Annotated in this window: 10 protein-coding genes; 6 read left to right on the forward strand and 4 right to left on the reverse strand. The window is 55.7% G+C overall.

Annotated elements, in window-relative coordinates; translation table 11 throughout:
- Window positions 1–26: 26 nt before the first annotated feature.
- Complete coding sequence (locus tag AC0J4F_RS07830) at window positions 27–941, forward strand: LysR family transcriptional regulator (protein WP_133951279.1); 915 nt, start codon at window positions 27–29, stop codon at window positions 939–941.
- 100 nt (window positions 942–1,041) lie between these two features.
- On the forward strand, window positions 1,042–1,581 hold the full coding sequence (locus AC0J4F_RS07835) for a TetR/AcrR family transcriptional regulator (protein ID WP_133951281.1): 540 nt from the start codon (window positions 1,042–1,044) through the stop codon (window positions 1,579–1,581).
- A gap of 65 nt (window positions 1,582–1,646) precedes the next feature.
- Here AC0J4F_RS07835 and AC0J4F_RS07840 read toward each other — a convergent pair whose 3' ends face one another.
- Window positions 1,647–2,720 carry a Glu/Leu/Phe/Val dehydrogenase dimerization domain-containing protein gene (locus AC0J4F_RS07840; RefSeq protein WP_133951283.1) on the reverse strand — a complete coding sequence of 358 codons (1,074 nt, stop codon included), beginning with the start codon at window positions 2,718–2,720 and terminating at the stop codon, window positions 1,647–1,649.
- A gap of 246 nt (window positions 2,721–2,966) precedes the next feature.
- Between AC0J4F_RS07840 and AC0J4F_RS07845 the strand changes: the two genes are divergently transcribed.
- Window positions 2,967–4,871, forward strand: coding sequence for a HoxN/HupN/NixA family nickel/cobalt transporter (locus AC0J4F_RS07845; protein WP_473025910.1), 1,905 nt, complete (start codon window positions 2,967–2,969; stop codon window positions 4,869–4,871).
- Between the two features lie 41 nt (window positions 4,872–4,912).
- Here the strand turns inward: AC0J4F_RS07845 and AC0J4F_RS07850 are convergent, their stop codons facing one another.
- From AC0J4F_RS07850 to AC0J4F_RS07860, 3 genes are all read right to left on the reverse strand, one after another.
- Entirely contained in the window at window positions 4,913–5,671 is a 759-nt protein-coding gene (locus AC0J4F_RS07850) for a gamma-glutamyl-gamma-aminobutyrate hydrolase family protein (protein ID WP_133951287.1), read from the reverse strand.
- Window positions 5,672–5,739: 68 nt separating this feature from the next.
- Window positions 5,740–6,408 carry a response regulator gene (locus tag AC0J4F_RS07855; RefSeq protein WP_040452569.1) on the reverse strand — a complete coding sequence of 223 codons (669 nt, stop codon included), beginning with the start codon at window positions 6,406–6,408 and terminating at the stop codon, window positions 5,740–5,742.
- A gap of 7 nt (window positions 6,409–6,415) precedes the next feature.
- Window positions 6,416–7,777 carry a cache domain-containing protein gene (locus AC0J4F_RS07860; RefSeq protein WP_166672788.1) on the reverse strand — a complete coding sequence of 454 codons (1,362 nt, stop codon included), beginning with the start codon at window positions 7,775–7,777 and terminating at the stop codon, window positions 6,416–6,418.
- Between the two features lie 189 nt (window positions 7,778–7,966).
- On the opposite strand from AC0J4F_RS07860, the gene AC0J4F_RS07865 reads away from it, so the two are divergent.
- The 3 genes from AC0J4F_RS07865 to AC0J4F_RS07875 all read left to right on the forward strand — a co-directional run bounded on the left by AC0J4F_RS07865 (window position 7,967) and on the right by AC0J4F_RS07875 (window position 12,869).
- Window positions 7,967–9,067: a TRAP transporter substrate-binding protein gene (locus AC0J4F_RS07865; protein WP_055672577.1), complete on the forward strand. Its 1,101-nt coding sequence runs from the start codon at window positions 7,967–7,969 to the stop codon at window positions 9,065–9,067.
- Between the two features lie 118 nt (window positions 9,068–9,185).
- Window positions 9,186–10,181 carry a TRAP transporter small permease subunit gene (locus tag AC0J4F_RS07870; RefSeq protein WP_473025911.1) on the forward strand — a complete coding sequence of 332 codons (996 nt, stop codon included), beginning with the start codon at window positions 9,186–9,188 and terminating at the stop codon, window positions 10,179–10,181.
- A gap of 21 nt (window positions 10,182–10,202) precedes the next feature.
- Window positions 10,203–12,869 carry a TRAP transporter large permease gene (locus AC0J4F_RS07875; protein WP_473025912.1) on the forward strand — a complete coding sequence of 889 codons (2,667 nt, stop codon included), beginning with the start codon at window positions 10,203–10,205 and terminating at the stop codon, window positions 12,867–12,869.
- The last annotated feature ends 59 nt before the right edge of the window (window positions 12,870–12,928 follow it).

Genomic DNA, 12,928 nt, shown 5'->3' on the forward strand with positions numbered 1-12,928 from the left:
CTCAGATTCGGTGGAGGCTTTGCCCTATGGACGCGCTGACGCGGATGCGTTGTTTTATTCAGGTCGTGGATTCCAAAGGGTTTTCCGCCGCTGCCAGAGACATGGGGCGGTCCAAGGCGCTCGTCTCCAAATACGTTAGCGAGTTGGAAGATGAACTGGGGGTCCGGTTGCTGAACCGGACAACCCGCCAGGTTTCCATGACCGAAGTTGGAGAGTCTTACTACAAGGAAGCCTCTGAAATCCTCCAGCGCATTGACGACCTCCAGGCATCAGTTCAGTCATCCCATCAGGAGATCCGCGGGCGGCTGCGTGTGTCGGCGCCGCGGTCTATGGGTGACAAGCTCTTGAATGCAGCCATGATGGAGTTTCTCGCGCAGCATCCTGATGTCGTTCTTGATCTCAGGCTTGAAGACCGGTTCGTGGACCTTGTGGAGGAGGGGTTCGACATCGCGGTGCGGGTGACGCAGCTCGAAGACTCCAGTCTGATTGCGAGAAAAATAGCGCCGTTTCGGACAGTGATTTGTGCCAGTCCGGACCTGCTGGCTAAAGTTGGTGTCCCAAACACACCGGCTGACCTGGCGGATCGCCCCTGCATCATCGACACCAATTACCGGTACAAGCAAAACTGGGCGTTTGGCAGCCAAGGCGAACGCCAGATGGTCACTGTAAAAGGGCCCGTTGAGGTCAACAGCGCAGAGGCGGTTTGTGAGGCCGCACTTCAGGGGCTTGGCTTCATCCGGATGCCACTGTTTTTCGTTTCCGAATACATCAATGAAGGCCGGCTCAAGATTGTGCTGGCGGAACATGAAGAGCCAATGCGCGGGATATATGCCGTTTACCCGCATCGGCGCCATTTGACAGTGAAAGTCCGGGCGCTGGTTGATTTCCTTGTCAGCTGGTATGCGGCCCGATCAAGAGCGGAAGTGCACACGGGGGCTTAGCGCTAGGAATTTGAGTGACTTAGGGTAAATAAGACCCTGCGTGGCGAAAATAAGCGCAATTTTTTCTTGATTAAAAAAAATACAGGCTCACAATCTGAACATGAGTGACTCCAAGGACGATATTGCCGCAGGCTTGGAACAGGTGTTTTGGAGCCGGGGTTTCGCGGAACCGAGCGTTCCCGTCTTGCGCGCCGGCGTCGGTGTCAGCATGCGGACCCTCTACCGGTATTTTCCTTCTCGTGAGGCGATGATCTTGGGCGCTCTGGAGTTCCGGCATCAACGGTACATGCGGTACGTCACAGATGGTGTTGAAGAGCCTGGTCTGAGTGCTGCCGAGCAGTTGTTCGACAAACTGGGTGGCTGGATGCGGATGACAGAAGGCAAAGAGTGCTTTTTCCGGCAGGCTCTTGCGGCCAACCCTGACAGCACGGACATCGCCGAAACCGTGAACCGGCATAAATCGGAGCTGCTGACGTTTTTTGGAAATCTCAGCGGTCAGATGCAGTTCGCTTCGACGCTCTATCTTCTCCACGAGGGTGTAACAGCTTCTTACGCGGAGCTGGGCGAGCAGGCTGTAGAAGATGCCAAACGTCTGGTGCGTCAAATGTTCAAGAGCGCGAACGAGAGCAAATACTCTTAAAGACTGCAGTTTGTCTAAGAAACGGCGGGACTAAACCCGCCATTCCAAGATTAGTCTTAGGAGACTTAGATCGGACGTGCGGCTGAGAGGCGTTCTTCGGCCATTCTATCAGCAATCTGTTCCGGTGCCGCATTCTCGCGGACTGCCCGGTCGTAGATCCGGGTCAGCGTATCGCCGATTGCGATTGTTTTTTCCCGGACTTCCTGGTCGTTGCCGCCTGGTTTTGCCAGAGCGATCGAGATAACGCCGCCTGCGTTGATCGCGTAGTCCGGTGCATAGAGAATGCCGCGGTTTTTGAGAGCCACGCCATCAGCCGGTGTCTGTAGCTGGTTATTCGCAGCGCCCGCCACGACCCGCGCCTTGATTTCCGGAATGGTGCGGGCGTTGAGGCCTGCGCCTAGAGCGCACGGTGCAAACACATCTGCCTCCACCTTGTGCGCGTCCGCCGGATCAACATTCTTTGCACCAAAGGCTTCGACAGCCTTCTCAACGGCCGGCTTGTGAATATCGGAAACGATCAGGTTGGCGCCGGCTTCATGAAGTTGACGGGCGACATCGAAGCCGACATGTCCAAGACCTTGAACCGAGACTGTCCGACCGGACAAGGACGGATCACCGAAGACATGCGCAACGGAAGCTTTAATGCCCTCAAAGACACCCAGGGCGGTGTAGGGTGAGGGGTCTCCCAGTCCTGTTGCCTGGGTGCCGCGCACATGGTCCGTGTGGCGCGCAACCGCCTCCATATCTTCTGGTGAGACGCCGACGTCTTCAGCCGTGATGTAAGTGCCGGACAACCGCTCCACATGCCGTCCAAAGGCTTCCATCAAAGCTTCTGATTTATCCTTGCGCGGATCAGCGATGATAACCGCCTTACCGCCGCCAAGTTCAAGGCCTGCGAGCGAGTTCTTGTAAGTCATGCCGCGGGACAACCGGAGCGCATCATTCAAAGCTTCGGACGGCGTGGCGTAAGGCCAGATGCGGCAGCCACCGAGAGCGGGGCCAAGCCGGGTGTCATGGACGGCGATGATCGCTTTCAGACCGGTATTCGCATCTTGAACGATCACGATGTTTTCGTGGTCTTCCATTTCCGGATGGTCAAAGACAGCGGTGTGATGGACAGTGGTATGGATGGCGTTCATGGTTGGCTCAATTCAAAATGATTGTTGTTGAGTATATTTTATTCAGACATTCTGAAATTTGCTGCTTTTCTTACTCAATTGAATGCTTATAGGTGAAGGTTCTTTCCTGCTTCTCAGAACTATTGTGAAAAATTTTTCATTTCGCTTTTGCGGCTGCGAACAGTTTGGGTCATCTTGTTGCCGCCTTCTGGGACAACAACCCGATTGCGCTATATTAAGGGTCAGGGATTCGAGCAGGAGCAACAAGTGCGTCAGCAAATCGTTCGCGCGTGGAACTTGATGAACGCTAGGGCAATCTTGCTCTTTGCGGTATTTGGTTTTGCGATGTTTGGCGCGACCGGCGCTCAGGCGCACCCGCACGTCTTCGTGGAGGCGCGCTCTTCCCTTGTGTTCGATGACAACGGTGATGCTGTCGCCGTCCGGCATATCTTCCGCTTCGATGACGCGTTTTCAGCCTTTGCCATTCAGGGCTTCGATACCAATCAGGACGGCATCTATTCTCGGGAAGAGCTTGCCGAACTGGCTGACGTCAATGTCGAGAGTATGGCTGATTTCGGCTATTTCACGTTTGGCGACAACACGCGCATCGAATTGGATTTCGCAACGCCGACCGACTACTGGCTTGAGGTGAAGACTGTCGCACTCGAAGACTACTGGGTCATGAAGCCAGAGGACTTTGAGGCGATCGCCGAAGATATTCAAATGAACGGCGGCAAAATGCCGGAGGATGTAAAGCTCCTGGAGCTGCATTTCACGTTGCCGCTCAAAGATCCAAGTGATGCGTCTGCACCAATCACGCTTGATGTCTATGACCCGACTTATTACGTCGATTTCCGGTTTGGCCAAGAGGATAGCGCACTCGGAACAGTAAATGCGCCTGGTGCGTGTCAAATCACGCGCAAAGAACCGCCGCCGCTTGATGATGCAACGGCCTATGCTCTTGCTCAAATTGGACCGGATCAGAGAGACCTGCCGCCCGAGCTGCAATCTGCCGCCGCGACACAAGTCAACCAGATGATTGTCACCTGTGGGGCTGCCGCTCAAGTAGCCGCCGCTCCCAAAGCTTCAGAGCTTTCAGGACAACAATCAACAGCAGGAAATGCTTCGCCCGAGACTGCGGTAGCGGCAATTGAAAGTGCAATCGCGCAAGGTCCGGGTGCAGAGCCGATGTCCCGGGCATCAGATGTTCTGCAAAACACGCAGCAGACGATCACGATAGAGCCAGGTTTGATGGATCAGATTTTCGGATCGATTGCCCAGATGCAGAAGGACTTTTATCAAAAGCTGGTCGCGAGCTTGCGGTCCTTCCGGACCAATCCGAATGCGTTTTGGCTGCTCGTCGGTCTTTCCTTCGCCTATGGGATTTTCCACGCGGCAGGTCCGGGGCATGGGAAGGCGATCATCACCTCTTATGTCGTCGCCAACAACGAAACCTTGAAGAAAGGTATTATACTTTCCTTCGCCTCCGCGTTCGCTCAAGCGGTCACCGCGATCGTCCTGGTGGGCGGGCTTGCCGTTGTGTTCAATCTCACGAGTATCGCTATTCAGGATACGGCGCGCTGGTTCGAGATCGGGTCTTATGTGCTGATTACAGCGCTGGGCGCCTGGCTCTTGTGGCAAAAGGCGGGAAAACCCGTTCTGGCAAGCATGGTGAACCGTCAGGCCCACGTGGGGCTTGCTTTTGCCGGTGCCCACGCTGGGGGGCATCATGGCCACGATCATCATCACCACCATCATCATGACCATGACCATCATATTGGCCCGGATGGTGTGTGCTCCAGTTGTGGACATGCCCATGCACCGACACCGGATATGCTTCAGGGCAAAATCACGTTGTCCAAGGCCGTGTCCATCATTTTGGCAGTAGGCTTGCGGCCCTGCACCGGTGCGCTTGTCGTGCTGGTCTTTGCTTTGTCCCAAGGCATGATCGCTGCCGGGATTGCCTCAACGCTTGCGATGGCCGTCGGTACGGGGATTACCGTTGCGCTTCTGGCGGGGCTTGCCGTCTCGGCCAAGGATCTGGCCGTCCGCCTCTTCGGCGAAGGCAGCCCCATGGCGATCAGAGTGCACCGTACAATCGAGATACTGGGCGCCGCAGTGGTATTTTTGCTCGGGATTACCCTTTTGATCGCCGCTGTCGGCTGGGGATAGGGACTGACTTGTTCCGAAAGAAAGAGAATTCGGGCTGGCGCTTAGAGTGCCAGCCTTTTTTGCCTGTAAGTGCGAACGGCGTCTCCAAAAGCTGAAAACAATTTCTTGGAGGGCCCGTCGGTCATCACCCAATACTCTGGGTGCCATTGGGTGGCCATCACATAGCCAGGCGCATCCTTGATGGTCATGGCTTCGATCGTGCCGTCTTCCGCTTTGGCTTCGATCACAAGCCCTTTGCCGAGTTCCCCGACCGCTTGCCGGTGGAGGGAGTTCACCTCAAACGGTTCCTCGCCCAGGACGGTTTCCAACGGGCCGCCTGCGTTGATCTCGACGGTATGAGCAATACGGAAACGTTCGTCCTGACTGTCTGATGTCGGCGGCCGGTGGTCCTTACGCCCTTCAATCTCCTGAACCTCGGTCAATAGTGTCCCGCCAAAGGCTACATTCATCTCCTGCATACCGCGGCAAATCGCGAACACCGGAACGCCGCGTTCCACAGCCCTCTTGATTAGCGGCAATGTGGTCGCGTCGCGGTCCGGATCATAAGGCCCGTTGGCTTCTGTCGGTTCTTGTCCATAAAGCTGCGGATTTACATTCGACCGAGATCCGGTCACCAAAACGCCATCAACGTTGTCAAGAGCCGCATCGATATCCAGGTCTGCTCCAAGAGCCGGCAGGATCATGGGTATGGCGTCTGCGCCTTTGAGAACCGCCTGCAAATAGGTGGAGATGGTCGCATGCCAGTTGAAGCCATCGATGGATTTGACATCGGCGGTCACGAGAACCAGCGGTTTGGACATGGTCTTGCCTTATCAGGTTGTCTGGACAGAACGTTACGAGATCAGAAGAGAGTGATACTGCCTGCCGATCAATCGAGCAATCCAAGATCCTGTGCAACCTTGTAGAGCTGCGCTGCGTTCTTATTACCGACCTTCTCCCGCAAGTTCAGGCGATGGGATTCAACCGTCCGCACACTGATCCCGAGGCTCTTGGCAACTTCCTTGTTCGGCAGGCCTTTGGCAATTGCTGTGAGCACCTGGCGCTCGCGGTCAGTCAATCCATAGGGATCCTCAATCGGAGCGGAGGTTGCGGTGCCAACAAGTGTCGGCCCCACCGCAGAGGAGAAATAGTATCCGCCGGACGCCACACTCGAGATCGCAGTGATCATTTCAGGGGCCGAAATATCCTTCAGGATGTAACCGCGGGCACCGGCTTGAACAACGCCGCGCACATATTCAGAGTTGTCATAGATCGACAGGATCAGCACCGCGATTTCCGGGAAGGATTTGCGAACTTCCGCAGCGGCTTCAAGGCCGTTCATGACCGGCATCGAGACATCCATCAAGAGGACATCCGGCCGGAGTTCATGCGCCAGTTTAACAGCTTCCCGGCCGTTCGTTGCTTCGCCCACAACTTCGATTTCCGGAACCTTGTTCAACCGGGCTCTTATCCCGTCGCGGACAAGGGCATGATCATCGGCCAGCAGAACCCGTATCGGTTTGGTCATTGGCTCAAGATTAGGTGAGTGAACTGTCATGTTCATATCATGCAGCCATTGCAGTGGCGTTGTCGAGAGGCATTTCAACGTCGATCTGTGTGCCGCCGAACTTGCCGCGGCTCATGGATAATTTGCCGCCGTATGTTTCGATACGCTCGCGCATGTTCCGGAAACCCAGACCACCAGTTTTCGGCAGCGGATACGGCAATCCAATCCCATCGTCTTCAACCCGCAGCTTGAGCGTGCGCGCGCCGACGGTCAGGGAGATGTTGACTTCCCCGGCTTCAGCGTGACGGGCCACATTTGTCATGCACTCCTGCACAACGCGATAAAGTGATGTCTTTGCGCCTTCTGACAAGCGGGCGTGGCATCGTTCTGCCTCGACGTTGACGGTGATGCCCGATTGGGCCTGGAATTCTTTGCCAAGGCTCCCGAGCGCTGCAGCCAGACCCATGTCGTCCAGAACACTTGGCCGAAGGTCCCGGGAGATCCGGCGAACCTCGGTGATGGTTCCGTCGATGATGTTCAGGCATTTGGCAGCTTGGGCCTGAAGATCCGCGTTTTGATTGGCTTCGCTATGGATCAATTCAAGCCCATACCGAACGGAAACCAGCAGCTGCGATATACTGTCATGAAGTTCGGTGGAAACGCGTTTGCGTTCTTGTTCCTGAACTTCAAGGATCCGGTTGGTCAAGGCCTTCAAACGCGTGTCAGCAAAGCGCTGTTCAGAGAACCGTACGGCTGCGATCAAGGTGCCGACTATAACAATCGCGGCAAGCGTGATCAAAAATATCACAAACAGGGTTTGCCGGATGCTGCGGGCAAAATCGGCTCGTATGGCAGCAATTTCTTTCGCAATATCGTCGGTATAGAGACCGGTTCCGAGCATCCAGCCCCATTTGTCCAGCAGAATGGCGTAGCCGAGCTTTTCTTCTACCGTTCCGGTCGATGGCTTGTGCCAGACATATTGATGAAAGCCGCCGCCCTGTTGCGCTGCCTTGATCAGATTCTGGATGACAAAATCGCCCGTCTTATCCTGTAAGTCCCACCAATTGTTACCGACGAGCTGCGGTAATTTGGGGTGCACAACGTTGGTGCCGTCCAGCGTGTAGACGAAAAAATAGCCGTCATAATCAAAGGTCAGATTCTTCAAGATCTCCTTGACCTCAGCTTGAGCAGCCTGCCTTCCGTCCGGTTCGTTTTCATAGATCTGTTCAATCGACGTGAGCGCAAGGCTCACGTAATTTCGGATTTCCTGGCGTTTTGCGGCAAGGATCCGCGTTTCAACGGAACGGGTCTCTGCGTCAATCAGCGCGCTGGACTGATAATAGCTGACGCCGCCGATCAGCAACGAAACAGCGATCAGTGGCAGGATCGTGATCAGCAGCAATTTTGTCTTAAACGTCACCCACTTGTTCCTCATATTGCGCGAACCGGCGCCCTAACAGCACTCTCTTGCGTGGAATTCAGTAGTACTACTGAAAAGATGCGCAGAACCACGAATAGCATCAGTGCCGCTTGGTCAACTAGACATACGGCGAGATCGGTGCAAGGGTGTATTCCGGTCCGATATCAGGTCCGTTTAGGGAGGAAACTAATGGATCGTCGTTCGTTTATCAAAAAAGCTGGTCTTGGTGCTGGTGGTATCGCTGCAGGTTCTGCTCTTGCGGCTCCGGCCATCGCGCAGGGCACCAAGGACATGGTCATCGTGTCAACATGGCCGCGGGACTTCCCGGGTCTTGGTATTCCGGCTCAGCGCCTCGCAGCTCGCATTGCAGAGCTGACCGAAGGCCGCATCAACGTTCAGTACTTCGCCGCTGGCGAACGCGTTGGTGCTTTCGACTCCTTCGATGAAGTTGCTTCCGGCAACGCGCAAGCTTACATCGGCGCAGACTACTACTGGAAAGGTAAGCACCCGGGTTGGGCTGCATTTACTGCTGTTCCGTTCGGTCTGACCTACACTGAAATGGACGCCTGGATTAAGTTCGGCGGCGGTCAGGAACTGTGGGATGAGCTTGCAGGTGAATTCGGCCTGAAGAACTTCGCCATGGGTAACACAGGCGTTCAGATGGGCGGCTGGTTCAACAAGGAAATCGAGACAGCTGACGACCTTAAAGGCCTGAAGATGCGTATTCCTGGCCAGGGCGGTGACGTCATGGCGAAACTCGGTGCCTCTCCGGTTTCTCTGCCGGGTGGCCAGATCTACGAAAACCTGGTTTCCGGTGCGATCGATGCGACAGAGTGGGTTGGTCCGTTCAACGACTACTTCATGAAGTTCTACGAAGCTGCGAAGTACTACTACTATCCGGGTATGCACGAGCCGGGCGCACAGCTGGCTATGGGCATCAACAAGGCATGGTGGGATACACTTGACGCGACCGATCAGGCGATCATCGCGGCAGCTTGTAACGAAGAAAACGCCCTGACCATGGCTGAGACAAACGCCAACAACGGTGTTTACCTCAACCGTCTGATCAACGAGCACGGCGTTGAGCTGCGTGAATTCAACGACGAAATCTATGATGCGTTCGGTGAAGCAGCTCAGGAAGTTCTTGAAGAGGCAATGGACCATTCTCCGATGGCCAAGAAGATCTTCGAAAGCTTCATCAATGCCCGCAAGGACATCGGCAGCTGGATGGCGATTTCCGACGTTGCATACAGCAACAAGCGGAACGCCGTTCTAGGTATTCCTTCATAAGGGATGCTCTTCTACGGATAGGGGCGGGAAACTTCCCGTCCCTTCTTTTTATTGACACGATAAAAAAGGCTCCGCCACGATGACTGCCTTGGACAGTGTTCAAGACGGATCTCCAGCCATGAATACCGGCACGGGACCAATACCAGAAAGCGCGCGTCTTTTCCGCCTATTCGGTTGGGGCGTACTGGCCATCATGGCCGCATATCTGTTGAACAATTACCTGACATACTGGCAAGACTTACCCGGCATTGCGCCCATCTATGGTGGTGCTGCAAACGGGTCGCTGCCGATCGTCTGGTCTTGGTTGCAAATGGCTGTTTACGCCGGTTTTCTGGCGGCCGTATTCGTCTATGTGATGCGGAGTACAACACCGCTGCGCGTCGACAGCGCGCGGATCAGCAACATCAACACCTTCATAATCCGAGCCGCATTTTTTGCGGTTTTGATCGTTGGATTGGTGGACAGTGCGATCTCCTTCCTGCGGATCGAAGAGCTCTTGCCGGGAATTGTTGGGCAGGATCTCGCAGATGAGCTTGGCAAGTCTCGGTTCCGCGGCGCCTACGTCCACATGCCGTTGATTGCCCTGTCGATCGTGATCGCCGCCTTTACAAGAACACTTGGCTTTACCTGGCTCGCGCTGCTTGTGGTGGTGGCCGAGCTGGCCATCGTGATTGGCCGTTTTGTGTTTTCCTACGAGCAGGCCTTCCTCGCCGACTTGGTGCGCTTCTGGTACGCAGCACTCTTCCTGTTCGCGAGTGCCTATACGCTGCTTGAAGAAGGGCACGTTCGAGTGGATGTGTTCTATGCCGGTATGGCTCCGAAGACCAAAGGCTATGTCAACGCGATCGGGTCGGTTGTACTGGGCATGAGCCTTTGCACGACGATCCTTGTTCTCGGCATGGGCGGAAAACAGAACATCATCAACAGCCCGATCCTGGCCTACGAAGTGACACAGGCAGGATTTGGTCTTTACGTGAAATACCTCATGGCCGGTTTTCTGGGAGTGTTCGCCACCTCCATGATGATCCAATTCGTGGCCTATTTCCTGGACGCCATTGCCGACATTCGCGGTGAACCTGGCGGACGGGATCACGAAAACCACCCTGTTAACTAGAGCCAGACGAGATCGTTTGATATGGAACTTTTCTTCCTTCTTCTTCTTGTCGTGATCATGGCGTTTGCGCTTGGCTGCGGTTTTCCGGTGGCATTCGCCCTTCCAGGCGCGGCAATCATCACAATCGGACTTGCAGCCGGTGCCGGCGCGCTCTTCGCCAGTGGGGCGGACGCGTTCTTCCACTCCGGCAGCGCCGCACAGTGGCTGAGTGCCGGTGTTACCAACTTCCGGGGCATCTACTGGGAAGCGGAACGAGATACGCTCATAGCGATTCCGCTTTTCGTGTTCATGGGCATCATGCTCCAGCGGTCCAAGATCGCTGAGGATCTTCTCGTGACCATGGCGCGGCTTTTCGGTCCGGTTCCGGGCGGTCTCGGCATTTCTGTTGTGTTCGTGGGCGCGCTGCTGGCGGCAACGACGGGCATCGTTGGTGCGACCGTTGTGGCGATGGGTCTGATCTCCTTGCCGGCAATGCTGCGGAACAATTATTCGGTGCCGCTGGCAACGGGTACGATCGCGGCTTCAGGTACGCTCGGACAGATCATTCCGCCGTCCATCGTTCTGATCATTTTGGCTGACCAGCTCGCAAGTGCGGTCGACCAAGCCGGGTCCATCCGGCAGGCGCTTTACAAGGACAACACCGGCGAACTTTCGATGCCGTCCGACTTCTCGGTCGTGTCGACCAGTGCCGGCGAGATGTTCCTTGGCGCGTTCTTGCCAGGCCTCGTCCTTGTTGGGCTGTACATGCTGTTCATCCTCGGCTTTGCACTTCTGAAGCCAAGTGCTGCGCCCGCAGTGCATGAGGAAGGCACCTTTACACGCCAGTTCGCAGTGAAGGTTTTCATTACTCTGGTTCCGCCGCTGGCCTTGATCTTCCTGGTTCTGGGTTCGATCATTGCGGGTATTGCAACGGTGAACCAGGCTGGCGCGATCGGTGCTGTCGGCGCCATGATCATGGCTGGGTACAGGCTGCGTGATGGTGAGAAGGGGGCATACACCCCTGCGATCATCGCGATCGTGGCGTTGCTGGCGATTGCCATTGTGATCAGCTTCATTGGTGCCGTGAACATCAAGTTGATCCAGACAAGCCAGGACCTTCTTGGACTTGTGTTGGCTCTGATTGCCGTCTCGTTGCTGCTGATTGCGATTTTCTGGTCCGGTTGGCGCACATTGAAGTTGGAAGACACCCTCCGTGGTGTGATGGTCGAAACCGCGAAAACAACGTCGCTGGTCTTTATCATCCTGCTTGGTGCGGCGATGCTGACATCCGCGTTCCGGGCCTTCGGTGGTGAAGACCTTGTGAAGGACTTCTTGCAGGGGCTGCCTGGCGGCTTCTGGGCGCAATTCCTCATCGTGATGCTGGTGATCTTCATCCTCGGCTTCTTCCTCGACTTCATCGAGATTGCCGTTGTGGTCGTGCCGATTGTTGCACCGATCCTGCTTGCTGACCCGTCTGCAAACGTCACGGCTGTTTGGCTTGGTGTGATGATCGGTCTGAACATCCAGACCTCCTTCCTGACACCACCATTTGGCTTTGCGCTGTTCTACTTGCGCGGGGTTGCGCCTGCGATCGTGAAAACGGTCGATATGTACAAGGGTGTGATCGCGTTCATTGCACTGCAGCTCGTTGCGCTCGCGATTGTCGGCTTTAATCCGCAGCTCGTGAACTATCTTCCGAACCGCTCGACTCTGTTGTCGGAGACCGCACCGCCGCCGAAGAACCCGCGTCTTCAATACTGCATGGAAAAAATCGTTCATGAGGACTTCCAGCAGAATGGCGATGGCATTCTGTCTACAATCCAGTCGACAGCAAACGTAGACATGAGCTACCTGCCGGAGGATCTGCGTGAAGACCTGGCCGAAGGCTTTGAAAAAGCGCAGAACGCACTTCCGTTGATGCAGGAGATCAAGGACGCAGAGGCGGCGGTGGCGGCAGCTGCGGGCGACTACCGTCCAATCCATGGCCTGGTTCGGGCTCTGGAGCGGGATGCTCGCCGGATCGACGAAACGATCGAAGAGCTTAAAGTGGTCGTCAGCCGGTCTGGTCCGGAAGGCATCTATACGGTGGAGCAAGGCGAACGGGCTCAGGCACGGATCGACGCTCTTCAGGCCGAGCATGATGCGCTTCTGGCTCAGATCCCTGAGGAATGGAACGACACATATGCGACCTTCTCGCAGATCCAGAAAGCGGAAAATACGGCACGTCTGACGTACCGCCGCAATGCGGATCAAGCCTATGAGCCCGTGCTCGAGCTGAAGGCAATCCTGCGCGACGTCGACGTTGTCGCCGGTTTCGAAGCTGAACTTGAGGCTTTGAAAAAGCAGGTTGCCCAGTTAGAGCCAGAAGCCGCTGTGGACGCGATTGCCGAGATGCGGTCGAAGGTCGGGTCAGCTGAAGGCACAGGTGATATTCGCGATGGTCTTACGGAAGCCCGCAAGATCATGCGGAGCCGGACACCCAACGCGGAAGAGGCGATTGCGGAGATCGACAAGTCGATTGCTGCAGTCCAAGCAGATCTTGCCTGGCGTCAACGTGCGGCATCGGAGCTGTTGCCGCAACTGGAGGCGTATGACGCCGCGGTTGGCAACAATATCGGTCTGCGCCAACAGGACCGCTTGCCGGACGCAATGGCTCTGGAAGTCGCCGGATGTCTCTCCGATCACAGAGACATTTCGCTCAGCTTCTAGGTTAAACAGAAACGAAAAAAGCGGGGAGAGAAATCTCCCCGCTTTTTTGTTTGGATGGG

Source organism: Roseibium sp. R5 (genome assembly GCF_055755305.1).

What these genes read in the sequence shown, in the direction of transcription:
- AC0J4F_RS07830 (WP_133951279.1), top strand. Translation starts at nt 27, where the DNA reads ATGGACGCGCTGACGCGGATGCGTTGTTTTATTCAGGTCGTGGATTCC.
- AC0J4F_RS07835 (WP_133951281.1), top strand. Translation starts at nt 1,042, where the DNA reads ATGAGTGACTCCAAGGACGATATTGCCGCAGGCTTGGAACAGGTGTTT.
- AC0J4F_RS07840 (WP_133951283.1), bottom strand. Translation starts at nt 2,720, where the DNA reads ATGAACGCCATCCATACCACTGTCCATCACACCGCTGTCTTTGACCAT.
- AC0J4F_RS07850 (WP_133951287.1), bottom strand. Translation starts at nt 5,671, where the DNA reads ATGTCCAAACCGCTGGTTCTCGTGACCGCCGATGTCAAATCCATCGAT.
- AC0J4F_RS07855 (WP_040452569.1), bottom strand. Translation starts at nt 6,408, where the DNA reads ATGACAGTTCACTCACCTAATCTTGAGCCAATGACCAAACCGATACGG.
- AC0J4F_RS07865 (WP_055672577.1), top strand. Translation starts at nt 7,967, where the DNA reads ATGGATCGTCGTTCGTTTATCAAAAAAGCTGGTCTTGGTGCTGGTGGT.
- AC0J4F_RS07870 (WP_473025911.1), top strand. Translation starts at nt 9,186, where the DNA reads ATGAATACCGGCACGGGACCAATACCAGAAAGCGCGCGTCTTTTCCGC.
- AC0J4F_RS07875 (WP_473025912.1), top strand. Translation starts at nt 10,203, where the DNA reads ATGGAACTTTTCTTCCTTCTTCTTCTTGTCGTGATCATGGCGTTTGCG.